Below are 25,639 nucleotides of genomic sequence, written 5' to 3' on the forward strand. Positions count from 1 at the left end.
AAAACCAGTCGGCCGACTAAATCCCCGGGATGAAGGGGTCCTTTTTGCACGCCGATCACCCCACGAAGGGGGTGCCTATTGCACGCTGATCCTCATCATTATGACGATCTGATTTACCGTCACGGCTCCGCCGTAGACCGATGAGCAATCTTGCGCAGGTCTGAACAGCTTGCCCTCATGCTCAAATGGCGTACCCGCTGGCCGAGATGATCTGACGTCGGATTTGATCGGGTTCAGGCAATGCGCGAGCCAAGGTCCGTCGTAGCTCTCCGCATGAAACAGGTGCAAATGGGTATTCTTCGCATGGTTGTCGATCAAGGCGAACGCCCATATTCTGCCACCCTGTTCGACGAATGTCGTGTCGATCATGTCGGTTTCGGGAAAAATCGGGACCTTGCCGATTGCGACCCCTTGATCGTCAAACTCGAACGAGCAGACTTCTCGTGCCGCGCTGTGCTCCGGAATGAACACGTGCCTGTCCCCGCGGCGGACGACATACGGATAGGACAGATGCGTCGGTGCCTCGAAAGCCGTTGTGCAAGGCTCAAAGGTGTTGCCATCGAAAACGGTCGTAGCGATGTCACCGCGGTCGGCACTCCAGCGGAACCTTTCGAAGAAGATCTGGAAGCGCGAGGCACCGCGTTTGAAGCCGAACGGATCAGCGTAGAACTCGTCGCGACCAGGGCTCATCCAAACGGCCGAGCGGAGGGCGTCGCGTTGGGGGTTCGGACCGGCAAGACCGGCGACTATGTGGATCGGCTGCGGTACCACGGCACAGTTCCAGCTCTGCCGCGTCCATCGATATTTATGGAAGGCCGATACTCGGGCAAGCAGGCTCAGGATGGCGAAGCGGGCAACCTGCCGCGTCGTCGGCTGCCTGTAAACCGGCCCAAGCGCTCGGCTTTCCGTAGGCCGCTCCTCTCGCCAGCCATTTGCTAAAATATCTCGGCAGGTGCGCGCAACAAAGGAGGTGCTGCCGAGGTAGAGAGTGTCCCGCGTCTTCGCGTAGGATTGCGGCGTTACCGCGAAGGTGCCGCGGTGCAATATTCTGCCGCCGTCAAGCTCGGCTCCGAGCACCTGCAATATGACGCCCGCGGTCTTTGCGCCGTTGAAAATTTCCCAGAATCCGGGCGGCTGTCCACGAAAACTCGCCGGGTCGCCATGGTGATACGACCAAATCCCATAGGGCGCGACATCAAGGATGTCGCCCTTGAGGATGCCATAACCGAACCGCAGGATGAAATCGGGCTTCAGCGACCGAACAAACTCTATGGTCGGCGCGTCAAGCGTCTGTCCATATTTTCCGACACTCACCGGGCTGTCAGCTATCCGAGGCGCGTTGCCGATCAGTGGAAAAAGGTCGACGGGCGCCACTGCCTTGCTGAAGGGACGGACACAGAAACGGTCGAACAAGCGCCATGCAAGAATGCTCCTGTCGCGCCAGCGCTTCGTCCATTTATCCAGACCAGACGGCGGCGCCGCATTGTTCCTGACGACGACCCCTGCCACAGTGGCAGCTCCCGACGCGATCGCCTCGCGAATGCATTCTGCCTGCCAAGCCTCGACGTTCGGCGAATTGCACAAGATCACGAAGCGCAACGGCGCCTCTCTGCCTTCCCGAATTTCCATGCTTTGCTGCTAAACCAACGCAATCAAACTGGTAAGCCAATTCGTCGCCGCTGGTTCAAAAGATCTGCATTTGGCAGCCCTGTGGCGTCGAGACGCGGCGGACGGGAATAACCGACGGTCGGACTGCTATTGGCAGCCCGTCAAGGCGCGCTGTTGGCTCGGGGAGCGGATGGACTCCCGATTATTATTTCGACCGTGGGCATCGTTGGTTCACTGTCGGCGCTTTCTCTGTCCCAAGCCGATACAGCTTTGAACAGCCGCTATTCACCGCTGCATCTAATGCTAAAGCACGAATCGTAACTAAACTTAACATTTGTTTTTCCGGGGGTCGGGGTATGAAAAAGCTGCTCGCCGCGTTCGCGCTCATCGCAAACTTGCTTGTGCCCGCGGTGGCCAATGCGGCCGCAATCATCTCGTTCGACAACAAAACCACGATCTCAAACGCCAACAACTTCAAATCGCAGCTGGCCGGTCTCGGGTTCACCAAATTCGACGCGAAGGGCGCTTCCATCGTGCTGGACGCGGATGCGATCATCACCTTTTACCTCATGGGTTCCGAAAGCAGCCTCAACGACACTTTCTCAACGGTGTCGGCCCCGGTTCTTACAACCACTGAAAGCGGCAGCTTTCAAAATAATTTCGCTACCCCGATCCTGTTGGGAAGTCGCAGCTTCAGCGCGGGCAGCCTTGCTGGGCTGCTGAACTTCTCCAGCGTCGGCGGGCGATCGGCCACCGTCGGGCAAGAGGGCTTCGGGATATTTCTTGGCAATAATCAGAACAGCGGCAGCGCCTTTACGACGTTCTACTTTGGATATGACGACGAAAAGAAGAACGCCGACAATGATTATGACGACATGATCATCCGCGCCGTGGTGACGTCGCCCGTGCCGGAGCCGCAGACTTGGGCTTTGATGATGGCCGGTTTCGGCTTCATCGGCGGCGCAATGCGCGCTAGTCGTCGGAGGTCGCAGGCGAAACCTCTGCACGCGTAGCCAACCTGTTCTGAGCGATCTCGGGGCTAGATTCCCGAGACGGTGTTCCGATGCAGGTAAAGGTCGGAAAAATCGGCGAACTGGCGAAGTTTTGACATATCGCCGATCGTCAGCCGCCGCGAGATGCGCCGCACGGCGCCCGCATTTTCGAGGATCTTGATCGTCCGGTTGATATGCACCGGGGTAAGCCCCAGCAGATCGGCGAGTTGCTCCTGGGTCAGCGGGAGTTCGAAGCCCCCGACATCCTCCTGCGCGATCTGCTGGACGCGGTAGAAAATCTCGCAAAGCAGGTGGGCGAGCCGCGCCAGCGCGTTGCGGCGTCCGATGTTGAGCAGCCACTCGCGTGCGATCGATGCCTCGATCAATATATCGACGAGTACCGCGCGCGCCAGGTTGGGGCGCGGCGCGACGAGGCGCTCGAAATCCTTGATCGCGAACACCGCGAGTTCGACCGGCGTCAGCGCCTGGAGATTGTGGTCGGCGGTCTCGACATAGAGCGACTGGAAGTCGAGCGCGTCGCCGGGAATCTTAAGCGCGACGATCTGACGGCCGCCGTCGGCCGACGTCTTCTGGCGATAGGCATAGCCCTGCAGCAGCACCGGGCACACCTTCGCCTTTTCGCCCTCGCGAAGGATATGTTCGTTCGGTTCGAGACGGCGGATCGTGTAGGGCAGATCGCGGATCTCGCGCTGGTCTTCGGCGGACAGCGGGCTGTGGCTGAGCAACTTGCGGATGAAGATGCCGAGCCTGTCTTGCCGGGTCATGACAGGATCGTCACCCATCCAGCGCACCAACATGGGCATGATTTCTGCCGTATCCAATCAAGGTTTCGTGATGACGCATAGGGTCAGAACATCGATACATGCCGATGGGTTCCCTACACGGACCTGGGGACAGGTCGCGCCACTTATGGCCATGATTTCACAGTCCTGATCCAACATGGGTTAAGTCATGGAATCGGGGCGCTGACAGGAGGCGGAGGCGTCTTTGGGAGGGTTGCCGCGCAGGAGGCGCTGGCCCGACCTTTATCCCCCGCCCGCCGCTGTTGGCGGCCGCGACGGGGGAACAGGTTGTGTGTGCACGATGAGAACATTAAGGGAACAAAATGCCCCCGTCAACCCATGACCCTATTTTTTCTGACGGTTTTGCGCCTTGTCCGCTTGCCATGCGCGCCGGTTAACGTAGGCGTGAAGCCAACCGACCAATGGGAGAGCGAGCATGGGCAGGGACCCCCACTATGATCTGACGGGGCGCGTGGCGCTGGTGACCGGCGCCTCGTCGGGGCTCGGGGCAGGGTTTGCGAAGGCGTTGGCCGCGGCAGGAGCCAAGGTCGTGCTCGCGGCGCGGCGTGCCGACAAGCTCGCCGAACAGGTGGCGGCGATCGAGGCCGCGGGCGGGCAGGCGATCGCGGTGTCGATGGACGTCACCGACGAGACTTCGACCAAGGCCGCTTACGACGCCGCCGAAGCGGCGTTCGGCACCGTCGATACGATCGTCGCCAATGCCGGCGTCGCGACCGAAAAGACCGCGCTCGGGCTGTCGGTCGACGACGTTGATTATCTGCACGCCGCCAATGTCCGCGGCGTCTTCCTGACCGCGACCGAGGGCGCGCGCCGGCTCGAGGCCGCGGGCAGCCGCGAGAAGGAGCATGGCCGCGTCGTGATCATCGGGTCGATCACCGCCGAAAAGATATTTCCGGCGACCTCCGTCTATGGCGCCACCAAGGCGGCGGCGCGGCATCTGGGCAAGGCGCTGGCACGCGAATGGGCGCGGCGCGGGATCAGCGTCAATGTGATCCAGCCGGGCTATTTCGAATCGGAGATGACCGCCGACCTGTTCGGCAGCGAGGCGGGCGCGAAGTTCGTCGCGACCTTCCCGCGCCAGCGCATGCGCCCGGCAAGCGACCTGCACGCGCCGTTGCTGCTGCTCTGCTCGGACGCCGCGCGCGGGATCACCGGCGCCGTGATCACCGTCGACGACGGACAGACGCTGTGAGCCGCGAGTTGCTGATCGAAAGCCGCGGCGCGGTCGAGATCGCGACACTCAACCGGCCCGAAAGGCTCAATGCGCTCAGCGAAGGCTTGGTCGATGAGCTCAACGCCTATTTCGGCGGGCTGGCCGATCGCAAGGAGGTGCGCGTCGTCATCCTGCGCGGCGCGGGGCGCGGTTTCTGCGCCGGGCTCGACATTCAGGAGGACCGTGCGACCGGCGAGACCCCGGTCCTCCGCACGCTGCGCACCCAGACGAGCATCGGCAATATCTATCGCAAGATGCGCGCCTGCCCCCAGCCGATCATCGCGCTCGGCCACGGCGCCGCGGCGGGCGGCGGCCTGTCGCTGCTGCTGGCGTCGGACGTGCGCTATGGCACGCCCAGCTTTCGCTGCAACGCCGCCTATATTCGCATCGGCCTCGGCGGCTGCGACATGGCGTCGAGCTATTTCCTGCCGCGCCTCGTTGGCGCGAGCCTGGCATCCGAGATGATCCTGACCGGGCGCTTCATCGACGCCGAACGGGCACTGCGTGCCGGACTGATCAGCGAGATTGTCGACGAAGACGCGTTGCTCGACCGCGGCCTCGCGCTCGCCGACGAGATGCTCGCGACCGCGCCATGGGGTCTGCGCCTGTCGAAGCAGGCATTGAACCTCAACATCGATGCGCAGAGCCTCGACGCAGCGATGGCGATCGAGGATCGGCAGCAGGTGATCCTGTCGGCGACCGAGGATCACAAGGAAGCGCTCGCCGCCTTCCTCGCCAAGCGCCCGCCCGAGTATCGCGAGCGGTGACCGCGACGCTTCGCCTCTATGCGTTCAACACCGGCTGGTTCCAGTGCCGCCCCGGCTATTTCATCGAGGGGGAGGAGGGCGATTATCTCAAGGGCCCCGTGCCCTCCTATCTGATCGACCATCCCAAGGGCCGAGCAATCTTCGATACCGGCATGGGGGTGCGCTATCGTCGTACCCTCGAAACCGCGCTGCCGGCGAACAAGTTCGGGCTGCAATATTTCGAGGGGCAGGAGATTGCGGCGCGGCTGAACAGCATCGACGTCGATCCCGGCAGCATCGAATGGGTGATCAACTCGCACCTCCATATCGACCATTGCGGCGGCAACGCCAGCCTGCCGAACGCCACCATGATCGTGCAGTCTCGCGAGCTCGCGGCGGCGCAGCCCACCGAGGAGGCGGGGGTTTACGAAGCGGTCGACTATGCGACCGGCCAGCCGGTGAAGGCGATCGACGGCGAGCTCGACCTGTTCGGCGACGGCAGCGTGCGGATCGTTCCGACCTATGGCCATACGCCGGGGCATCAGAGCGTTATCGTCAGATTGCCGAGCGGACGGGAAGTGCTGCTCGCGGCAGACTGCTGCTACACCGAACGCAACCTCGACCTGATGGTGCTGCAGAAGGCGGTGGTCGATCGCGAGGCGGGCCAGCGGACGATGGAATTTCTGAGCCAGCGCCGCCGCGCTGGCGCACACATCCTCTTCGGCCACGACGGGCGCCAATGGGCGAACGTCAAAGAGGGGCGGCCGATCGGGTAGGTGGGCGGCTCACCACGGATTGCGGACAGAATATCCTCCCTGTCGCGAAGCGATGGGGAAGGGGACCGCCGCGAAGCGATGGTGGTGGAGGGACGCGGACAGCCGCGCCATCGCCCCGCCTTCAGCGCTGCGCGGTGCCACCTCGCCATGGCTGCGCCGCAGGGAGGATTTCCCTTTCATCGTCATCCCGGCGAAGGCCGGGATCACGCTCTCTAGGATTTACGCTGCCTGAGATCCCGGCCTTCGCCGGGATGACGGGTTAAGCAAGATTCGCTTCTCACAACAGCGGCATTGACTCGAACATCTTTTGACATAACAAATGCCAATAGGATCGCGGGGAGAAGAGTGATGGCGGCGCGTCTGGGGACCGGAGGGGGGCCGGGTCGCATTGGCGGGTCCGGGCGCATTGCCTTGGTCGCTCTGGCTACCCTGCTCGCGGCGGCGCCCGTGCGGGCCCAACCGGCCCCGGCGCCGCACCCTAATATCGTGATCCTGCTCGCCGACGACTGGGGCTTCAGCGACGTCGGCGCGTTCGGGGGGGAGATGGCGACGCCGAATATCGACGCGCTGGCGAAGGCCGGTGTGCGCTTCTCGAACTTCCACGTCGCCGGCTCCTGCTCGCCGACGCGCGCGATGCTGCAGACCGGGGTGATGAATCACCGCAACGGGCTGGGCAACATGCCCGAGACGATCCCCGACGCGCACCGCGGGAAGCCCGGCTACGACACGGTAATGAACTTCCGCGTGGTCACCATCGCGCAGCTGCTGAAGGCCGCGGGATACCGCACCTATCTGACCGGTAAGTGGCATCTCGGCAGCGACCCGGGGCGCTTGCCGCACGTCCGCGGCTATGACCGCGCCTACAGCCTCGCCGATGCCGGCGCCGACAATTTCGAGCAGCGCCCGATCGAGGGCATGTACTCGACGGCGGCATGGAGCGAGAATGGCAAACCCGTCACCTTGCCCAAGGACTATTATTCGTCGCACTTCGTCGTGCAGAAGATGATCGATTATATCGAGGCCGACCGGAAGAGCGGCAAGCCGTTCCTCGCCTCGATCAACTTCCTTGCCAACCATATCCCGGTGCAGGCGCCTGACAGCGATATCGCGCGCTACTCGAACATGTATCACGACGGCTGGACCGCGCTCCGCGCAGCCCGCGCCAAACGCGCCGCGGCGCTCGGCATCATGCCCGCGGGGACTCCGATCGTGACGATGCCGACAACGCCCGACTGGGCCAAGCTCGACGCCGACGAACGCGCGGCGCAGATCCGGGTGATGCAGGCCTATGGCGGCATGGCGACCGCGATGGACCGCGAGATCGGCCGCCTCGTCGCGCACCTCAAGGCGACCGGCGATTACGACAATACGATCTTCGTCTTCCTGTCCGACAATGGCGCCGAGCCGACGAACCCGTTCAACAGCACGCGCAACCGGCTGTTTCTCGGTTGGCAATACGACACATCGACCGCAAACATCGGCCGCCGCGGCAGCTTCAGCGCCGTCGGGCCGGGCTGGGCGAGCGCGTCGGCGTCGCCGCTGTCGGGCTATAAGTTCACTGCGTCCGAAGGCGGCTTGCGCGTTCCGCTGATCATCGCCTGGCCGGGCAATGCCAAGCTGCGCGCGGGTGCAATCAATGCCGGGCTTGCCCATGTCACCGACATTTTGCCGACACTGACCGACCTTGCCGGCGTACCGGGCCACGGCACGTCGTGGGATGGAAAGGCCGTCGAGCCCGTCACCGGGCGCAGCCTCGTGCCGGTCCTCGAAGGCGCTGGGGAGAGCGTCCATGGCGATGTGCCGCTCGGCTACGAACTGTCGGGCAATGCCGCGCTGTTCCGCGGCGACTACAAGCTGGTGCGCAACCTTGCGCCGACCGGCGACGGCAAGTGGCGGCTCTACGACCTCAAGACCGACCCCGGCGAGACGCGCGATCTTTCGACTTCGATGCCCGATCGCTTCGCGGCGATGCAGGCCGATTATGCCGCCTATGCCAAGGCGAACGGCGTGCTCGATATGCCCGCAGGCTACACCGCCGACGCGCAGATCAACCTTTATGCGTGGGAACATCAAGGCAAGCCCCGCGCGATCAAGGCGGGGTTGGTCCTTGGCGGCGTGCTGCTTCTGCTATCCGGCCTTGTCTGGGGCTGGCGTCGCCGGCGCCGGGCGCGCCGTGTCGATCAGGCGAAAGCCGATGTGGTCGGTGCCTAGTCCGCGCTCCTGAAACTGGCGCGCGGCGGGGCGGTAGCGCGCGCAGTAATTGGCGGCGCACAGGAAGCTGCCGCCCTTGATGACGTTGATTTCGGCGCCCGCCTTGCTCGTCGTCCATTCCCAGACATTGCCGATCAGGTCGTAAACGCCATGATCGTCGGGCGGGAAGCAGGCGACGGGCGCGCGACCGGTGAAACCGTCGGTGCCAAGGTCGCGGACCGGGAAGGTTCCCTGATAATAGTTGGCGCGGGGTTTGCCGTCCTTGCCGACGGGAACATTGCGGTCGGCGCCCCCGGTCGCGGCGGCCAGCTCCCATTGTTCCTCGCTCGGCAGCGCCTTGCCCTTCCACTTGGCGTAGGCAAGCGCATCCTCATAGCCGATCTGGACCACCGGATCGCGGTCGCGGCCGGCGATATTCGTCTCGGGCCCTGCCGGATGGCGCCACTCGGCGCCGACGACCCAGCGCCACCAGTTGGGATTGCCGTCCGTCGGCGCGGTGAACACCGCCGAGCCCGGGATCAGCATCTCGGGCGGCGCGCCGGGAAGCTTGGGCGGGTTCTGTTCGGCGAGCGTCCGGTATCCGGTCGCCTTCGCGAATTCGGCGAATTCCGCGTTGGTGACCTCGTGCGTCGCCATCCAGAATCCCGCGACGCTTGTATCGCGCGCCGGGCCTTCCTCGGGCAGGCGCGCGTCGCCGCCGAAAGCGAAAGTCGCGCCCGGGATCCAGACATAGTCCTCCTTGGGCAGCGCCGGGCATTCGGGCGGCTTCGCTTCGGCGACGTTGCCGTCCTTGGCGCCGCCGCACGCCGTCAGCGCGCCGAGCAGCACCAGCGCGGGCAGCGCGGCGGCGCGGATCATGCTTTGCAGGCCGCGACCAGCGTGTCGACCATATGCGCGACGACCGCGCTGGCATCCTCGACCGACAGTCCCTGGTCTTGCCGGATCGCGCGCCAGTTCTGGAACGACAGCGCCGCGCACAGCGCCTCGACGAAATAGCGGTCGCCGACCACTGCGCCGGGGAGCAGACGGAGCACCAGTTCGCGCTCCATCGTCACCACCTGCCCATATTGCCCCATCAGATAGGGCGACTGATACCGCTTGATGTTCCCCGCTAGCCGGAAGGGCAGCATCGTCTCGAAAACCCGCACCCGCCGCCGCGTCAGGTCGCGCAGGTTCGCGCGCCAGTCGTCATCGGGATAGGGCGCGGTGACGATAGGCCAGATGCGTTCGGCGATGATCTGCGAAATCTCGCGATAAAGCGCATCCATGTCGTCGAAGTGGCGGAATACGGTGCGCAGGCCCACGCCCGCTTCCTCGGCGACGCGCGCCGCGCTGGGGTTGAGGTCGCCGCCCTCGATCAGCGCCATCATCGCCTCGACGATGCGCTTGTGGCTCGACCGGCTGCGCTCGCGCCGTCCGTCGGGACGCGCGTCCGGGCTTTCGTCGGCCATCTCCGCTTTCGCCTTCCCCGCCATAATCTCTCCGCTGACCCAGCTCGGCCCTCAGGTCAATGGTCATGCTTAACCATCTTGCATCGGGTTTGCTATAATGACACATATAGTGCCATAAGATTGCGGGCAAGCTTCGGGGTGGGGAACGATGAAGAAGACATGGCTGGCGCTGGGCCTCGTCGTGCTGATCGGCGCGGGCGGCTATTGGGGCTTTCAGGCGAACAAATATCGTGTCCCCGGCCTGCTGCAGGACTGGCGCGATCCGGTGCAGGACAATCGCCCCGTGGTCTGGGAACAGGGCCCAAAGACCGCCCCCGCGGGCCCGCGCGCGCCGAACATCGTGCTGATTGTCGTCGACGACATGGGCTGGAACGACATCAGCCTCAACGGCGGCGGGGTCGCCGGCGGCATCGTCAAGACGCCGAACATCGACGCGATCGCGCGGCAGGGTATGAATTTCACCACCGCCTATGCCGCGAACGCAACCTGCTCGCCGTCGCGCGCGGCCATGATGACGGGGCGCTATGCGACGCGCTTCGGCTTCGAATATACCGCCGTGCCGGTGCAGTTCTCGGAGAATCTGGCGCACGGTGACGGCGTCGGGCCGCTCAAGGCGGTGTTCCACAAGGAGCTGATCACCCCCGACATTCCCGACTATCCCGACATGGGCGTCCCCGCGAGCGAGGTGACGATCGCCGAGGCGGTGAAGGCGGCGGGCTATCACACGATCCACATCGGCAAATGGCACCTCGGCGAGGCGCCGAGGCTGCAGCCGCAGGCGCAGGGCTTCGACGAAAGCCTCGCGGTGCTGGGCGGTGCGGCGATGTTCCTGCCCGAGGATGACTCCGACGCGGTCAACGCCAAGCTGCCCTGGGATCCCATCGATCGCTTCCTGTGGGCGAACCTCCGTCACGCGGTGACTTTCAACGGCAGCAAGCGCTTTCACCCCAAGGGGCATATGACCGACTATTTCGCCGACCAGGCGATCGCGGCAATCGAAGCGAACAAGAACCGGCCTTTCTTCCTGTATCTCGCCTTCAACGCGCCGCACACGCCGCTGCAGGCAACGAAGGAGGATTATGCGAAGCTGCCCCAGATCAAGGACCACAAGACGCGCGTCTATGGCGCGATGATCGCGCAGCTCGACCGGCGGATCGGCGACGTGATGGCGAGGCTGAAGGCGGCCGGGATCGACGACAATACGCTCGTCATCTTCACCAGCGACAACGGCGGCGCCTGGTACAACGGGATCGCGGGTCTCAACGCGCCGTATCGCGGCTGGAAGGCGACTTTCTTCGAGGGCGGCATCCGCACGCCCTTCTTCATGCGCTGGCCTGCGAAGATCGCGCCGGGATCAACGCGCGCCGACATGACGGGGCATGTCGACATCTTCTCGACGATCGCAGCGGCGGCGGGCGCGAAGGTGCCGGGCGACCGCGTGGTCGACAGCGAGAATATCCTGGGCGGTCCGGCGAAGCGGGCGGCGCTCTTCTGGCGCTCGGGCGATTATCGCGCGGTGCGCGCGGGCGACTGGAAGCTGCAGGTGACGAAGCGGCCCGAAAAGGCGCGGCTCTATAATCTGGCGAACGATCCGACCGAGCAGGTCGACCTTTCGGCGAGCGATCCCGCGCGCGTCGCGCAGCTGCGCGCGATGCTGGAGGCGCAGAACAAGGGGATGGCCAAGCCGATCTGGCCGGGGCTCATCGAGGGCCCGGTGCGTATCGACGTGCCGCTCAATGCGCCGTGGAAGGACGGGCAGGACTATATCTACTGGACGAACTGACTTAGCCTTCGCGGGCGCGACGATCACACGGACGGCAAATCCAGCCCCTTTTCGCGCGCGCAGTCGATGGCGATGTCATAGCCCGCGTCGGCGTGGCGCATGACGCCGGTGCCGGGATCGTTCCACAGCACGCGTTCGAGCCGCTTCGCCGCTTCGGGCGTGCCGTCGGCGACGATCACCATGCCGCTATGCTGCGAATAGCCCATGCCGACGCCGCCGCCATGGTGCAGCGACACCCAGGTCGCGCCCGACGCCGTGTTGAGGAGGGCGTTGAGGAGCGGCCAGTCGGACACCGCATCGGAGCCGTCGCGCATCGCCTCGGTCTCGCGGTTGGGTGAGGCGACCGAGCCCGAATCGAGATGATCGCGGCCGATCACAACGGGCGCCTTCAGTTCACCCGACGCGACCATCTCGTTGAACGCGAGGCCCAGCCGGTGGCGGTCGCCGAGCCCGACCCAGCAGATGCGCGCGGGCAGGCCCTGGAACCGGATTTTCTCGCGCGCCATGTCGAGCCAGTTGTGGAGGTGCTTGTTGTCGGGCAGCAGTTCTTTCACCTTGGCGTCGGTCTTGTAGATATCCTCGGGATCGCCCGACAGCGCCGCCCAGCGGAACGGCCCGATGCCGCGGCAGAAGAGCGGACGGACATAGGCGGGGACGAAGCCGGGGAAGTCGAACGCGTTTTCGACGCCTTCGTCCTTGGCCATCTGGCGGATGTTATTGCCATAGTCGGTCGTCGGCACGCCCGCGGCCTGCAGGTCGAGCATCGCTTGCACATGGACGGCCATTGAGGCCTTGGCGGCTTTCGCCACAGCAGCGGGATCGCTCTCGCGCCTCGCGAACCATTCGTCGAGGCTCCAGCCCGCAGGGAGATAGCCGTTGACCGGATCGTGCGCCGAGGTCTGGTCGGTGAGCAGGTCGGGACGGATGCCGCGGCGGACGATCTCGGGCAGGATTTCGGCGGCATTGCCGAGCAGGCCGACCGAGATCGGCTTGCGTTCGGCATGGCTCGCCTCGATCATCGCCATCGCTTCGTCGATGCTCCCCGCCTGCTTGTCGAGATAGCCGGTGCGCAGGCGCATTTCGATGCGGCTCGGCTGGCATTCGATCGCGAGGCAAGACGCGCCCGCCATTACCGCCGCCAGCGGTTGCGCGCCGCCCATGCCGCCGAGGCCGGCGGTGAGCAGCCAGCGGCCGGCGAGGCTGCCGCCATAATGCTGGCGGCCCATTTCGACGAAGGTTTCGTAAGTGCCCTGAACGATGCCCTGGCTGCCAATATAGATCCAGCTGCCCGCGGTCATCTGGCCGTACATCATCAGGCCCTTTTTATCGAGCTCGTGGAAATGCTCCCAATTCGCCCATTCGGGGACGAGGTTCGAATTGGCGAGCAGCACGCGCGGAGCGTTTTCGTGCGTCCGAAAAACGCCGACGGGCTTGCCCGACTGGATCAGTAAGGTCTCGTCGCCCTCCAGCCGCTTCAGCGTCTCGACGATCTTGTCATAGCTTTCCCAGTCGCGCGCGGCGCGGCCGATGCCGCCATAGACCACGAGTTCGTGCGGTGCCTCGGCGACGTCGGGGTGGAGGTTGTTCATCAGCATCCGCATCGGCGCTTCGGTGAGCCAGCTTTTCGCGCTGATCTCCGGGCCGGTCGCCGGGCGGATCACGCGGCTGTTGTCGAGGCGGGTGGTCATGAAAATCCTTTCGCAAAGTCGAGGGTCGCGGCAATCACTTGCTCGAGGACGGGCCGGATCGCGGGATGGGGATCGAGGGGGGCGGGCCAGTTGGCGTGGGTAATGGCGTCGGGCTCGGCCATATAGCCGCGCTGCGCCAGTTCCATCTGGATCGCGTGGATGCCGTCGTCGGGCTGGCCGTAGTGCCGCGTCGTCCAGCCGCCCTTGAAGCGGCCGTTGACGACATGGCTCTTGCCGCTGGCGGCGCAGATGTTCGCGACGATCGTCTCAAGCTCGGGCGCACAGGTTGTGCTGCCATTGGTGCCGATGTTGAACTGCGGCAGCTCGCCGTCGAACAGGCGGGGGACATGGCTGCGGATTGAATGGGCGTCGTAGAGGACGACCTTGCCGTGCGCCGTTCTCAGCCGGTCCAGCTCGGCCGTCAGCCTATCGTGATAGGGCCGGTGATAGCTATGCAGCCGCTGCATGATCTCGGCCTCGTCGGGCTGGTCGAAGCGATAGAGCGGGTCGCCATCGAACGTCGTCGTCGGGCACAGCTCGGTCGTCGCCTGCCCCGGATAGAGCGAGGCGCCCGAGGGATCGCGGTTCATGTCGATCACGCTGCGCGAAATATCGGTCGCGACCAGCGTCGCGCCCATGTCGGCGGCGAAGGCATAAAGCTCCGCGATCCACCAGTCGGTATCGATCTGCGCGTGCCAGGGCGAGACGAACTGGTCGTCTAGGCCCGCAAGGTCGGTGCCAGCGTGCGGGAAGGCGATGACCAGCGGCGCGTCGCCACGGTGGACGCGCAGCCAGTCCATCAGGCGATGCCCGGCAAGTCGGCGGGGACCGCGGCGACGAGGCTGCCAGTGCGGACCAGCGCGGTGGCGGCTTCCATGTCGGGATGGAAATGCCGGTCGTCCTCGAGCGTCGGAACCTCGGCGCGGAGATGCTTGTGCGCCGCCTCCAGCGCGTCGCTCGATTTGAGCGGCGCGTGAAAGTCGATGCCCTGACAGGCGGCCAGCAACTCAATGCCGATGACCGCGCTGGCATTGTCCGCCATGTCGAGCAGGCGTCGCGCCCCGTGCGCGGCCATCGACACATGATCCTCCTGATTGGCCGAGGTCGGGATCGAATCGACGCTGGCGGGATATGCGCGCTGCTTGTTCTCGCTGGCCAGCGCCGCGGCGGTGACCTGCGGGATCATGAAGCCCGAGTTGAGGCCGGGGCGCGGGGTGAGGAAGGCAGGGAGGCCCGACAGCGCCGGGTCGACGAGCATCGCGATGCGCCGCTCCGCAATCGAGCCGATCTCGCAGAGGGCCATCGCGATCATGTCGGCGGCGAAGGCGACGGACTCGGCGTGGAAATTGCCGCCCGACAGTGCCTCGTCGGTATCCGCAAAGATCAGCGGATTGTCGGAGACGCCATTCGCCTCGATGCCCAGCGTGGTCCCGGCCTGCCGCAACAGGTCAAGCACCGCACCCATCACCTGCGGCTGGCAGCGGAGGCAGTACGGGTCCTGCACGCGCGGATCGTCGATGGCGTGCGAAGCACGGATCGCCGATCCCGCCATCAGCCCGCGTAGCGCATCGCCGACCTCGCGCTGGCCGGCATGGCCGCGCAGCGCATGGATGCGCGCGTCGAACGGCGCGTCGGAACCTTTGGCGGCCTCGGTCGAGAGCGCGCCGGTGATCAGCGCCGAGCGGAAGACGGTCTCGGCGCGGAACAGGCCCGCGAGCGCGTTCGCGGTCGAAAATTGCGTGCCGTTGAGGAGCGCGAGGCCTTCCTTGGGGCCGAGGTCGAGCGGCGCGAGCCCGGCCTCCGCCAGCGCATCGGCGGCGGGCAGCGTCTCGCCGCCGACGTCGATCGCGCCGACGCCGATCATCGCGGCGGCCATATGCGATAGCGGGGCCAGATCGCCGCTCGCGCCGACCGAGCCCTGCGACGGGACGACCGGGGTCAGTCCCTTCGCCAACATCGCCTCGAGCATCGCGACCGTTTCGCGCTTCACGCCCGACGCGCCCATGCCGAAGCTCGCAAGCTTCAGCGCCATCATCAGGCGGACAATTTTCGCAGGCGACGGGGCGCCGGTGCCCGCCGCATGGCTGAGGACGATATTGCGCTGGAGCGTCGCCAGATCGTCGTCGGCGATGCGGACGCTCGCGAGCTTTCCGAAGCCGGTGTTGATGCCATAGACCGGCGCGCCCTTCGCGACGATCCGCGCGACCGCAGCCGCGCTCGCGTCGATCGCCGCCCACGCCCGTGCGTCGAGCGCGACGCTGGCGCCCTCGTAAATCGCGCGCCAGTCGGCGAGCGACGTCGTTCCGGGAGTGATCACTATCTTCGTCATTGTCCCATCCAGATACGCTGGTGCAGCGGGTTGAAGCCGATCCGGCCGACGAGGTCGGCTGGCCGCTCGATGTCCCAGATCGCGAGGTCGCAATGCTTGCCGACCTGGATCGTCCCGATCATATCCTGCATCCCCAGCGCGTGCGCCGCGTGGCGCGTCACGCCGAGCAGGCATTCGTCGACGGTCAGGGCGAACTGCACCGCCGCCATGTTCATCGTCAGCAGGATCGAGGTGAGCGGCGAGGTGCCGGGGTTGCAGTCGGTCGCGAGTGCGATCGGCACCCCGGCCGCTCGCAATGCAGCGACCGGCGGCAACTTCGTTTCGCGAAGGAAATAATAGGCGCCGGGCAGGAGCATTGCGACGGTCCCCGCTTCGGCCATCGCGGCGATACCTTCGTCGTCGAGATATTCGAGATGATCCGCCGACAGCGCGCCGTACCGCGCAGCTAGCGCGGCGCCATGCTGGTTCGACAATTGCTCGGCGTGGAGCTTCACCGGCAGGCCGTGCGTCTTAGCCGCCGCGAACACGCGCTCGGTCTGCGCGGGCGTGAAGCCAATGGTCTCGCAAAAGGCGTCGACCGCATCGGCGAGCCCCGCCGCGGCGATGGCCGGAATCATCGTCTCGCAAACTACGTCGATATAGCCGTCGGCATCGCCGGCATATTCGCCCGGCAAGGCGTGCGCGCCGAGAAAGGTCGTGCGTACGGTCACCGGCCGCACCTTGCCCAGGATACGCGCCGCGCGCAGCATCTTCGCCTCGTCCTCGACCGACAGGCCGTACCCCGACTTGATCTCGATCGTCGTGACGCCTTCGGCGATCAGCGCGTCGAGGCGGGGGAGGGCGCTCGCGACCAGCTCGGCCTCGCTTGCCCCGCGCGTGGCGTGGACCGTCGACACGATCCCGCCGCCCGCCCGCGCGATCTCTTCATAAGAGGCGCCCTTTTGGCGCAGCTCGAACTCGGCGATGCGATCGCCCGCGAAGACCAGATGCGTGTGCGGGTCGATCAGGCCGGGCGTGATCCAGCGGCCCTCGCAATCGATCGTCTCACCGGCTGCAGGTGCATCGACCATCGAGCCGACATAGGTGATCGTGCCGGCCGCCATGCCGATCGCGGCACGCTCGATCACCCCCAGGCCGGCGTCGCTTGCCTGCATCGTCGCAAGCCGTGCGTTGGTCCAGAGCCTTTCGCACTTCATGCCAGCCTCTCCTGCTTGCTGACGGCGACTCAATAATGTATATACATTAATTGAAGGCATGGGTCGATGTCCAGACGGGATGTGCGATGGCGCTTTGGTGCGAACAGGCATGGCTGACGGAAGGCTGGCGCAACAACGTTCGCTTGAGCGTTGAAAATGGGCGTATTTCATCGGTCGAAATCGACGCAGAAGCTGCGCCCGGCGATGAACGCCACGCGGTCCTGTTGCCCGCTTTGCCCAATCTGCACAGCCACGCATTCCAGCGCGGCATGGCCGGGCTCGCCGAGACCGCGGGCGACAGCGACGACAGCTTCTGGACCTGGCGCGAGGTCATGTACCGCTTCGTCGACCGCCTCGATCCGGAGGGCCTGCAGGCGATCGCGGCGCTCGCCTATGCCGAAATGCTCGAAAGCGGCTTCGGCCGCGTTGGCGAATTTCACTATCTGCATCACGACGTCGACGGTCGCCCTTATGGCGACCTCGCGGTGATGGCGCAGGCGATTGCGGCGGCGGCGGGCGAAACCGGGATCGGGTTGACGTTGCTGCCGGTCTTCTACGCCCATTCGGGCTTCGGCGGCGCCGCGCCGACAGATGGCCAGCGCCGATTCATCAACGATGCCAGCCGCTTCGCGACGCTGCTTGAATCGACACGCCAAGCTGTTGCCGACCTCGACGATGCTCTCGTCGGTGTCGCTCCGCACAGCCTTCGCGCGACGACCGCTGACGAGCTGACCGACATCGCAGCAATGGCATCCGGCGCGCCGGTCCATATCCACATCGCCGAACAGCTGCCCGAGGTCGAAGCCTGCCTCGCGTGGAGCGGCGCCCGGCCGGTCGAATGGCTCTACGACCGTGCCGATGTCGGCCCCGACTGGTGCCTCGTCCATGCGACGCATGTCACTGAAGCCGAGCGGCGCGCCATCGTTCGAAGCGGCGCGGTCGTCGGTCTCTGCCCGATCACCGAGGCGAACCTGGGCGACGGGCTGTTCCCGGCGCGCGAGTTCGTGGCCGAGGCCGGGCGCTTCGGCATCGGCTCGGATTCGAACGTCGAGATCGACGCCGCGGCCGAGCTCCGCCTGCTCGAATATGGCCAGCGCCTTGCGCACCGCGGGCGCAATCTGCTCGCGAACGGCGCGGGGAAGTCGACCGGCGCCAGCCTTTACCGCGCCGCGGCTGCGGGGGGCGGGCAGGCCCTCGGACGCCCGACATCGGGGATCGCGGTGGGCGAGCCCGCCGACTTCGTCAGCCTGAAGGCCGGCAATCCTTTCTTCGCGGGCCGTAGCGGCGACGCGATCCTCGATAGCTGGATTTTCGGCGGCGGTGCGCGTCTCGTCGATTGCGTTTGGCGTGGCGGCGTGAAGCGGGTCGAGGGCGGCCGCCATATCCACCGCGACGCGATCGACGCGCGCTACCGCGCCACGCTGCACAAGATCCTGGGATGAAGCAAAGCAGCGCCATCCACGCCCAGATTCGCCGCGACATCGAGGCGCAGATCATGGCGGGCGATTGGAAACCCGGCGACCGCATCCCCTATGAGCATCAACTGATGGCGACCTACGGCTGTTCGCGCATGACCGTGAACCGGGCGTTGCGGGCGCTGATCGAGGCGGGACTGCTCGAAAGCCGCCGGCGCGCCGGCACGATCGTCTCGCATCCGCGGGTTCAGCGGGCCGCGCTCGAGATCCCCGATATCCGCGACGAGGTGGCCGGGCTCGGCGAAACCTATCGCCTCCATCTCGACCGCCGCGAAATCCGCGCCGCGACTGCCGAGGATCGGCGCCTGCTCCAGATAGAAGAGGGAGAGGTACTCGCGCTCGAATGCCGCCACGACGCCGGGGGCCGCGCCTATGCGCTCGAGCGGCGCCTGATCAATCTCGCGGCGGTGCCCGAGGCCGCCGCCATCGACTTTGCCGCCGAGCCGCCGGGCTCCTGGCTGCTCGCGCATGTCCCCTGGACCGAGGCCGAACATCGGATCACCGCGTTCAACGCGGGCGCGAAGGAATTGGTCGCGCTCGGCATATCGGCAGGGGCGGCGTGCATGGCGCTCGAACGCTGGACCTGGCGCGGCGACGAGCGGATCACCTATACACGGCAGGTCTACCCGGGCGACCGCTATGCGCTCGTCGCGCGCTTCCGGCCCTGACCTGCTGCCCAACCGGCGTTGCATTTCGGCGGTGGCGATCGATAAGGAGCGCATGGCCGAGCGACCCCGATACCATCTGTTCGAAACCGCCGCGGGCTTCGTCGCGCTCGGATGGAACGACCGCGGCATCGCGGCGCTGCGGCTGCCCGACGCAAGCGCCCACGACGCCGAACGCGCCCTGCTGCGCCGCTTGCCGAATGCGGAGCGATCCGAACCCCCGCTGCCGGTCCAGACGGTCGTCGATGCCATAGTCCGCTATTTTGTGGGCGAGCGGATCGATTTCAGCGCGATCCCCGTCGATATGGGCGCGCAGGAGCCCTTCTTCGAACGGGTTTATACGCTGGTGCGCGGCCTCGGCTGGGGCGAGACGACCACCTATGGCGCAGTCGCCAGGACGCTCGGCGCCGGCCTCGAATTCGCTCGCGATGTGGGTCAGGCGATGGCGAGCAACCCCGTACCGCTCATCGTGCCTTGCCACCGGGTGACCGGTGCGGGCGGAAAGATCGGCGGCTTCTCGGCGCCTGGCGGCTCGATGTCGAAGGCGCGCATGCTCGAACTCGAAGGCGTTGCGGTCGACGTGCCGGCGCCGAAGAAGATGGCGAGCAAAAGCAAAGCGCAGACCGCTTTCGATTTCTAGAGCCGGTTGCGGTGGTGGGCGGGGCAGTCTAGCCACCGGGTATGATGCCCTTCCGCTTCGCGGCCTCCCGCCTCATCGCACTATCTTTCCTCGTCGCCGCGGCTGCTCCCGTCGCTGCCGGGCCGGTCCTCTATTCGGGCGCAACGGTCATCGACGGGACCGGCGCGCCTGCCCGGCCGGCGCAGGATATACTGATCGATGGCGAGCGTATCGTCGCGATCGGTGCACAGGGCAGCCTGACCGCGCAGGCCGGCGATGCTCGCAAGGTCGACCTTTCGGGGCGCTATGTGATCCCCGGCCTGATCGACAGCCACGTCCATCTCGCGACCCCGCCCAACCGCCCACGCGCCGAGGCGATCCTGCGGCGCCAGCTCTACGGCGGCGTGACTGCGGTGCGCGACATGGCCGACGATCTCCGCGCGGTCGGCGATCTGTCGCGCGCGTCGCTGGTGGGGGAGGTCGCGGCGCCCGACATCTATTACGCCGCGCTGATGGCCGGGCCGCCATTCTTCGAAGACCCGCGCGTGCTGGCGGTCAGCCGGGGTTTCAAGCCGGGCACCGCGCCGTGGATGCAGGCGATCGACAAGAGCACCGACCTGCGCACTGCAGTGACGCTGGCGCGCGGCACGTCGGCGCGCGCGATCAAGATCTACGCCGATCTGTCGGCAGAGCGCGTCGCGGCGATCACCGCCGAGGCGCATCGCCAGAAGCTGATGATCTGGGCGCACAGCTCGGTCTTCCCCGCGCGCCCGTCCGACGTGATCGCGGCGGGCGCCGACGTGATCAGCCATGTCTGCTATCTGGGGTATGAGGCGCAGGCCGAGAATCTCGCCGCCTACGAGGATCGCACCCCCGTGAAAGAGGATTTGCTCGCGCCATCGGGCGACGACCCTGTCGTCGCGCGCCTCTACCGTGCGATGTTGAAGCAGGGGACGATCCTCGACGCGACGGGCAATCTGTTCGTGAAGTTCGAAGCCGAGCGCAAAGCGCTTCCCGACAAGAAACCGCTTCGTTGCAGCGGCGCGCAGACGGTCCGCCTGACGCAGCAGGCGTGGCGCGCAGGCATTCCGATCTCAACCGGCACCGACTATGTCGATCCGGCGAGCGATCTCTGGCCGGAGGTGCATCAGGAATTGCGCTTTCTGGTCAGGGACGTCGGCATGCCGCCCCTCGCAGTGATCCGCTCGGCGACGCTCGTTGGTGCGCAGGCGGCGGGGCAGGCGGCGGACATGGGGTCGATCGAGGCAGGCAAGCTCGCCAATTTCGTAGTGCTCACCGCGGACCCCGTCGCCGACATCGACAATATAGCGGCGATTGAAACGACGGTGAAGGGGGGGCGCCAATATCCTCGCGCCGATTATGTGCCGCTGACGGCGAAGGAGCTGGATAATGACGATTGACCGGCGGGCGATGATGCTCGGTGCGGCGGGGCTCACCGCGAGCGCGATGCTGCCGCGTGGCGCGTGGGCGAAGGCGCCCAACAGCCGCAAATGGGTGATCGTCAACGCACTCGGCGGGCTCGGCGACCCGAATGATCCCGATGCGACCGATCCCTATTCGCCGCGCGTGCTCGCCGAGGCGCATGCCTCGGGCGTCACCGCGATAAACTGCACCCTCGGCTATGTGGCCGGCCCCGCCGATCCGTTCGAAAAGAGCGTCCGCGACGTCGCCGAGATGGACATGCTGATCCGCCGCCGGCCGCGTGACCTGCTCAAGATCCTGAGCGTCGCCGATATCCACCGCGCCAAGGCGGAGAGGAAGATCGGCATCATCTACGGCTTCCAGAATGGCGCCATGATGGGGAAGGACGCGAGCCGCGTCGACATCTTCGCGAACATGGGCGTGCGCATTTTCCAGCTGACCTATAACCCCGTGAACCAGCTCGGCGGCGGATCGATGGCGGCGGACAATCCGGGGCTCACGCCGTTCGGACGCGAGGTGATCGAGCGGCTCAATGCGCAGAAGATGATCGTCGATCTGTCGCACAGCGGCGAGCGCACGTGTCTGGACGCGGCGCGCGCGTCGGCCGCACCGATCTCGATCAACCACACGGGCTGCCGCGCGGTCACCGACCTGCCGCGCAACAAGACCGACGCCGAGCTGCGGCTGGTCGCCGAGAAGGGCGGCTTCGTCGGCATTTATTTCATGCCCTTCCTCAACGCCTCGGGTCACGCCCGCGCCGAGGATGTCGTCGCGCATATCGACCATGCGGTAAACATCTGCGGCGAGGATCATGTCGGCATCGGCACCGACGGCTATGTGACGCAGATCGACGATTTGAAGCGTTATGAGGCGGTCCTCGCGAAGGAGATTGCCGAACGCCGCGCCGCGGGAATCAGCGCGACCGGCGAGCGGCCCGATACCTATCCCTTCGTCGTCGATCTGCGCGGCCCCGAGCAGTTCCGCAAGCTGATCGCCCTGCTTTCGGCGCGCGGCTATTCGGCGGCGCGGATCGAGAAGATCATGGGGCTCAACTTCCTGCGCCACGCCGAAAGCGTATGGGGTGGCTGACCCGATCGCCTTCATCGACGCCGCCGAGGTCCGCGGGCGGCTGAACCACGCCGACGGCATTCCGCTGATGAAGACCGCGATGATCGCGCTCGCCGAGGGGCGCAGCCAGCAATTGCTGCGCGGGATCATCGACCTGGGCGACGGCGACCTGTTCGGCGTGATGCCCGGCGCGCTCGACGGCGCCGGGTTCGGCGCGAAGATCATCAGCGTCTTTCCAGCCGCCGCCGCGAAGGGCGGCTCGCATCAGGGCGTCATCATCCTTTTCGACCGCGCGAGCGGCGCGCCGGTGTGCGTGATCGATGCGGGCGAGGTCACCGCGATCCGCACCGCTGCCGCGACGGCCGCCGCGACCGACGCTCTGGCCCGCGCCGACGCCACGCGGCTGGCGCTGCTGGGGACAGGCGAGCAGGCGTGGCACCATGCCGCCGCGATCCGCCATGTCCGGGCGCTGGAAGCGGTGACGGTGTGGGGCCGCGCCCCCGACAAGGCGGCGGCGCTCGCCGATCGCATCACGCGTGATTTCGGCCTTCCCACGCGGACTGCGCCGACCGTGGCCGAGGCGGTCGACGGTGCGGATGTCGTCTGCACGCTGACCGCCGCGCCCGATCCGATCCTGTTCGACGCCGACATTGCCGACGGCGTGCATGTCAACGCGGTCGGATCGAGCCGCGCCGGGCCGTCCGAAATCGACGAGGCGCTGGTTGCCCGCGCGCGCTTCGTTCCCGACCACCGCGACGGCGTGCTCGCGCAGGGCGCCGAATATCTGCGCGCGAGGGACAAGGGGCTGGTGACGGAAGCGCATGTGCTGCCCGAGATTGGCCATGTCTTCACGGGGACGGCGCCGGGACGCCTCGCCGCCTCCGACGTCACCCTCTACAAATCGCTCGGTTCGATCGTGCAGGATCTCGCCTGCGCCGCCTGGCTATGGCGCGGGCGAGGCCAGCATGGCGTCGGGGCGGGCGAGGACGCGTAGCGGCAGCCCGGCCTCGGCGGCGCGCGCTACAGCGAGCTGCGTCGGCGCCGATATGGTGACCAGCATCGGACAGTCTGCAAGCACGGCTTTTTCGACGAGCTCGTAGGAGCAGCGCGAGGAGAGGAGAGCGAAGCCGCCATCCCACCCGGCGCCGGCGCGGCGCATCGCGCCGATCAGCTTGTCGAACGCATTGTGCCGGCCGACATCCTCGCGCACGAGCCGGATGATGCCGGCCGCATCGACAAGAGCCGCGGCATGCGCTGCGCCCGTCCGCGCGTTGAGCAACTGCTGGCCGGACAGCGCCGCGAGCGCGCGAAAGATCGCGGCGTCATCGGCATCGCTCTGCGCGGCGACTTGCGGCAGCGGCCGCATCGCCTGCTCGATATTCTCTATCCCGCAAAGCCCGCACGAGGAATCGGAGGCGCGATGGCGCACGCGGTCGAGCAGCCGCCGCGCCTGCTCGGCGAGCAGGTTAGCGCGCGCGACGATGCCGGCCGCGGTGCGGTGCGGCGCGACCGGAACGACGGGATCGCCGACCTGCTGGATGCGCTCGGAAACAAGAAAGCCCGCGACCAGATCGTCGAGATCGGCGGGGGTGGCCATCAGCACCGCATAGCCGATGCCGTTGAATTCCAGCGCGACCGGCACCTCCTCGGCCAGCGCGCGCTCGATCGCGACGCGCTCGCCATCGGCGGCGATGCGAACGAAGGATGTGGCGTCGCTCAAGCCGCGCCGCCGCGCGCCAGGCAGCCGTCGGCGCGGCTCAGTGTCAAGACGTGGCGGCCCGCCGGCTTGCGGCGATAATCATGACAGAGGGCACCGGCTGGTCGCGGCCGGGGCCGTTGCGGTCCAGCCATTTGTCCATCAGCTGCCTTGCTTCGTCGGGCTGCATATAAGGGCCTAGGTGCGGTGCGGGATCCTGCACCGATGGTGGCTGGGCGATCCATGGTGCCGGCTAGAGGGCTCGAACCCCTGACCCCCTGATTACAAATCAGGTGCTCTACCAACTGAGCTAAGCCGGCGCTAGAGACGCCCTTTGCTTCAAATGATGCCGAAGGTCCAGCCCTCCGTGCGGGCCAGCGCATCCGAAAGCGGCGACGGTGACCAAGGCGTGCTGTCGCCCGCGATGGCGCGGAGCCACGCGGCGGTCAGCAAGGCATCGCTCGCATGATCGCTGACTGCGCCGCGAAGGCCCGTGCCGGGCGAACCGAATGCAGCGAGCGCGGCATCGAGCGCCGCGCCGTCGCGGACCTTGCTGCGCCCGGCTGCGATCCCGGCCGCACGCGCGGCAAGGCTGGTATAGATTTCGACGAGCAGGGGCCCCTTTGTCGGCACCGGGTCGAGCGGCCAGAGCGGGATGCGGCCGCGCAGCCGGTGCAGCAGCCGCATCCCCGCGAGGCTCGCCTTGCCGACCTGCGCCGCGCCGACGAGGTTGAAATTGCTGACGCTTGCGGCCTGCTTCGTCACCCGCTGATACTGCTCGACGACGCGCAGCCGTCCCGTTCCGGCCTCGAACAGCTCGCCGACATCGCCGCGGCCGTGACGGAAATGCCGCCGCGCCTCGGGGTGCACCAGAAAACTGCCGATCTCGTAATGCGGATCGGCGGCGGCCAAGCGTTCGACAAGCGCCCACAGTTCGGGCAGTCCTGCTGGGCTTTCGCTCCATTCGGGAAAATAGGCGCCATGATCGGCAAAGGCGAAGGCAGCCGAGAAGTCGAACCCGATCAGCACGTCGCTGCCCGCCGCGGCGACCTCTTCCAGCCACGCCAATATTTCCGCGCGCGACCATATATGGCCCGGCCGCACCAACTCGGGGGCAGCCGCTCCGCTGGCGACGGCAAGGGCAATCCCGCGCTGGCGCTCGCCACGGGCGCCGGACCAGTCGAGGGCAGCAAAATTGGTGAAACGGCGCATCGCAGCGCCTTAGCCCATGCGACTCATCTTGCACAAAGCCCCTTTGCGTCCCACATGCGGCCCATGCTGATCGAAACCGAATCGACGCCCAATCCCGCGACGCTCAAATTCCTGCCCGGCCGGGCGGTGATGGAGACGGGAACCCGCGATTTCGCGAGCCCCGAAGAGGCCGAGGCCTCGCCGCTCGCGACCGCGCTCTTTGCACTCGGCGATGTCACCGGCGTCTTCTTCGGCCGCGATTTCGTGTCGGTGACGATCGCGCCCGGCGCCGAATGGGCCGATGCGAAGCCCGACGTGCTGGGCATCGTGATGGATCATTTCCTGGCCGACATGCCGCTCTTCCATCCCGCCACCGCCGGCGGTTTTTCGGTTCCTGCCGAGGATGAGGGCTTCGCCGACGACCCGGCCGATGCCGACATCATCGACCAGATCAAGGAATTGATCGAAACGCGCGTCCGCCCGGCGGTCGCCAACGACGGCGGCGACATCGTCTATCGCGGCTTCGACAAGGGCAATGTCTATCTGAAGATGCAGGGCGCCTGCGCCGGCTGCCCGTCGTCGACCGCGACGCTGAAGAACGGCATTGAATCGCTGCTTAAACATTATGTACCCGAAGTGACGGCGGTCCACGCCGTCTGATCCAG

Annotated in this window: 23 protein-coding genes and 1 tRNA gene; 13 read left to right on the forward strand and 11 right to left on the reverse strand. The window is 66.3% G+C overall.

All coding sequences use genetic code 11. From position 1 onward, the window contains the following. Window positions 1–75: 75 nt before the first annotated feature. Window positions 76–1,629, reverse strand: coding sequence for a glucosamine inositolphosphorylceramide transferase family protein (locus ATE67_RS11120; RefSeq protein ID WP_082660323.1), 1,554 nt, complete (start codon window positions 1,627–1,629; stop codon window positions 76–78). 335 nt (window positions 1,630–1,964) lie between these two features. On the opposite strand from ATE67_RS11120, the gene ATE67_RS11125 reads away from it, so the two are divergent. Further along, window positions 1,965–2,621, forward strand: a complete 657-nt coding sequence (locus ATE67_RS11125; RefSeq protein WP_058816754.1) for a PEPxxWA-CTERM sorting domain-containing protein — start codon at window positions 1,965–1,967, stop codon at window positions 2,619–2,621. Between the two features lie 26 nt (window positions 2,622–2,647). Here ATE67_RS11125 and ATE67_RS11130 read toward each other — a convergent pair whose 3' ends face one another. Further along, window positions 2,648–3,424: a Crp/Fnr family transcriptional regulator gene (locus ATE67_RS11130; protein WP_058816755.1), complete on the reverse strand. Its 777-nt coding sequence runs from the start codon at window positions 3,422–3,424 to the stop codon at window positions 2,648–2,650. A 415-nt stretch (window positions 3,425–3,839) separates the two neighbouring features. Here ATE67_RS11130 and ATE67_RS11135 point away from each other — a divergent pair, with 415 nt between their 5' ends. From ATE67_RS11135 to ATE67_RS11155, 4 genes are all read left to right on the forward strand, one after another. Further along, the gene (locus ATE67_RS11135) at window positions 3,840–4,616 is read left to right on the forward strand and encodes an SDR family NAD(P)-dependent oxidoreductase (protein ID WP_058816756.1); all 777 of its coding nucleotides are present in this window, start codon (window positions 3,840–3,842) and stop codon (window positions 4,614–4,616) included. Further along, the gene (locus ATE67_RS11140; RefSeq protein ID WP_058816757.1) at window positions 4,613–5,404 is read left to right on the forward strand and encodes an enoyl-CoA hydratase/isomerase family protein; all 792 of its coding nucleotides are present in this window, start codon (window positions 4,613–4,615) and stop codon (window positions 5,402–5,404) included. The genes ATE67_RS11135 and ATE67_RS11140 overlap by 4 nt, the downstream gene beginning before the upstream one ends. Then, a complete protein-coding gene (locus tag ATE67_RS11145) occupies window positions 5,401–6,159 on the forward strand; it encodes an N-acyl homoserine lactonase family protein (RefSeq protein WP_058816758.1) in 759 nt (252 codons plus the stop codon). The genes ATE67_RS11140 and ATE67_RS11145 overlap by 4 nt, the downstream gene beginning before the upstream one ends. Before the next feature lie 411 nt (window positions 6,160–6,570). After that, window positions 6,571–8,370 (forward strand): arylsulfatase, encoded by a 1,800-nt coding sequence (locus ATE67_RS11155; protein ID WP_231728124.1) that lies wholly within the window; start codon window positions 6,571–6,573, stop codon window positions 8,368–8,370. Here the strand turns inward: ATE67_RS11155 and ATE67_RS11160 are convergent. Continuing rightward, window positions 8,287–9,228 carry a formylglycine-generating enzyme family protein gene (locus ATE67_RS11160; RefSeq protein ID WP_058816761.1) on the reverse strand — a complete coding sequence of 314 codons (942 nt, stop codon included), beginning with the start codon at window positions 9,226–9,228 and terminating at the stop codon, window positions 8,287–8,289. The genes ATE67_RS11155 and ATE67_RS11160 overlap by 84 nt on opposite strands. Further along, window positions 9,225–9,821, reverse strand: a complete 597-nt coding sequence (locus tag ATE67_RS11165) for a TetR/AcrR family transcriptional regulator (protein WP_231728125.1) — start codon at window positions 9,819–9,821, stop codon at window positions 9,225–9,227. The genes ATE67_RS11160 and ATE67_RS11165 overlap by 4 nt, the downstream gene beginning before the upstream one ends. A gap of 148 nt (window positions 9,822–9,969) precedes the next feature. On the opposite strand from ATE67_RS11165, the gene ATE67_RS11170 reads away from it, so the two are divergent. Then, a complete protein-coding gene (locus ATE67_RS11170) occupies window positions 9,970–11,604 on the forward strand; it encodes a sulfatase-like hydrolase/transferase (protein WP_058816764.1) in 1,635 nt (544 codons plus the stop codon). 23 nt (window positions 11,605–11,627) lie between these two features. On the opposite strand, the gene hutU is transcribed toward ATE67_RS11170, so the two are convergent. Genes hutU through hutI form a run of 4 tightly spaced genes read right to left on the reverse strand, consistent with a single transcriptional unit; the run spans window position 11,628 to window position 16,817 of the window. Beyond that, on the reverse strand, window positions 11,628–13,292 hold the full coding sequence (gene hutU, locus ATE67_RS11175; RefSeq protein WP_058816766.1) for a urocanate hydratase: 1,665 nt from the start codon (window positions 13,290–13,292) through the stop codon (window positions 11,628–11,630). After that, a complete protein-coding gene (gene hutG, locus ATE67_RS11180) occupies window positions 13,289–14,092 on the reverse strand; it encodes an N-formylglutamate deformylase (RefSeq protein WP_058816767.1) in 804 nt (267 codons plus the stop codon). The genes hutU and hutG overlap by 4 nt, the downstream gene beginning before the upstream one ends. After that, window positions 14,092–15,621: a histidine ammonia-lyase gene (gene hutH, locus ATE67_RS11185; RefSeq protein ID WP_058816768.1), complete on the reverse strand. Its 1,530-nt coding sequence runs from the start codon at window positions 15,619–15,621 to the stop codon at window positions 14,092–14,094. The genes hutG and hutH overlap by 1 nt, the downstream gene beginning before the upstream one ends. Beyond that, on the reverse strand, window positions 15,618–16,817 hold the full coding sequence (hutI, locus tag ATE67_RS11190) for an imidazolonepropionase (protein WP_058816769.1): 1,200 nt from the start codon (window positions 16,815–16,817) through the stop codon (window positions 15,618–15,620). The genes hutH and hutI overlap by 4 nt, the downstream gene beginning before the upstream one ends. Window positions 16,818–16,903: 86 nt before the next feature. On the opposite strand from hutI, the gene ATE67_RS11195 reads away from it, so the two are divergent. The 6 genes from ATE67_RS11195 to ATE67_RS11220 are packed head-to-tail and all read left to right on the forward strand — an operon-like array spanning window position 16,904 to window position 23,081. Continuing rightward, window positions 16,904–18,259, forward strand: a complete 1,356-nt coding sequence (locus ATE67_RS11195) for a formimidoylglutamate deiminase (RefSeq protein ID WP_058816771.1) — start codon at window positions 16,904–16,906, stop codon at window positions 18,257–18,259. Further along, on the forward strand, window positions 18,256–18,960 hold the full coding sequence (gene hutC / locus ATE67_RS11200; protein WP_058816773.1) for a histidine utilization repressor: 705 nt from the start codon (window positions 18,256–18,258) through the stop codon (window positions 18,958–18,960). Before ATE67_RS11195 ends, hutC begins: the two co-directional genes overlap by 4 nt. A 31-nt stretch (window positions 18,961–18,991) precedes the next feature. Continuing rightward, on the forward strand, window positions 18,992–19,597 hold the full coding sequence (locus ATE67_RS11205) for a methylated-DNA--[protein]-cysteine S-methyltransferase (protein ID WP_231728126.1): 606 nt from the start codon (window positions 18,992–18,994) through the stop codon (window positions 19,595–19,597). A gap of 41 nt (window positions 19,598–19,638) precedes the next feature. Next, entirely contained in the window at window positions 19,639–20,997 is a 1,359-nt protein-coding gene (locus ATE67_RS11210) for an amidohydrolase family protein (RefSeq protein WP_058816775.1), read from the forward strand. Then, window positions 20,987–22,108, forward strand: coding sequence for a dipeptidase (locus ATE67_RS11215; RefSeq protein ID WP_058816777.1), 1,122 nt, complete (start codon window positions 20,987–20,989; stop codon window positions 22,106–22,108). Before ATE67_RS11210 ends, ATE67_RS11215 begins: the two co-directional genes overlap by 11 nt. Then, complete coding sequence (locus ATE67_RS11220; protein WP_231728127.1) at window positions 22,101–23,081, forward strand: ornithine cyclodeaminase family protein; 981 nt, start codon at window positions 22,101–22,103, stop codon at window positions 23,079–23,081. The genes ATE67_RS11215 and ATE67_RS11220 overlap by 8 nt, the downstream gene beginning before the upstream one ends. Here the strand turns inward: ATE67_RS11220 and fdhD are convergent. The 3 genes from fdhD to ATE67_RS11235 form a co-directional block, all read right to left on the reverse strand. Beyond that, complete coding sequence (fdhD, locus tag ATE67_RS11225; protein ID WP_082660324.1) at window positions 23,031–23,807, reverse strand: formate dehydrogenase accessory sulfurtransferase FdhD; 777 nt, start codon at window positions 23,805–23,807, stop codon at window positions 23,031–23,033. The genes ATE67_RS11220 and fdhD overlap by 51 nt on opposite strands. A gap of 220 nt (window positions 23,808–24,027) precedes the next feature. Continuing rightward, window positions 24,028–24,103 (reverse strand) — tRNA-Thr (locus ATE67_RS11230). A 19-nt stretch (window positions 24,104–24,122) separates the two neighbouring features. Continuing rightward, window positions 24,123–24,995, reverse strand: coding sequence for a hypothetical protein (locus ATE67_RS11235; protein WP_058816780.1), 873 nt, complete (start codon window positions 24,993–24,995; stop codon window positions 24,123–24,125). A 63-nt stretch (window positions 24,996–25,058) separates the two neighbouring features. On the opposite strand from ATE67_RS11235, the gene ATE67_RS11240 reads away from it, so the two are divergent. Continuing rightward, window positions 25,059–25,634: a NifU family protein gene (locus ATE67_RS11240; RefSeq protein WP_058816781.1), complete on the forward strand. Its 576-nt coding sequence runs from the start codon at window positions 25,059–25,061 to the stop codon at window positions 25,632–25,634. Window positions 25,635–25,639: the final 5 nt, after the last annotated feature.

It is taken from the genome of Sphingopyxis sp. H050 (assembly GCF_001468265.1).
Lineage (GTDB): Bacteria > Pseudomonadota > Alphaproteobacteria > Sphingomonadales > Sphingomonadaceae > Sphingopyxis.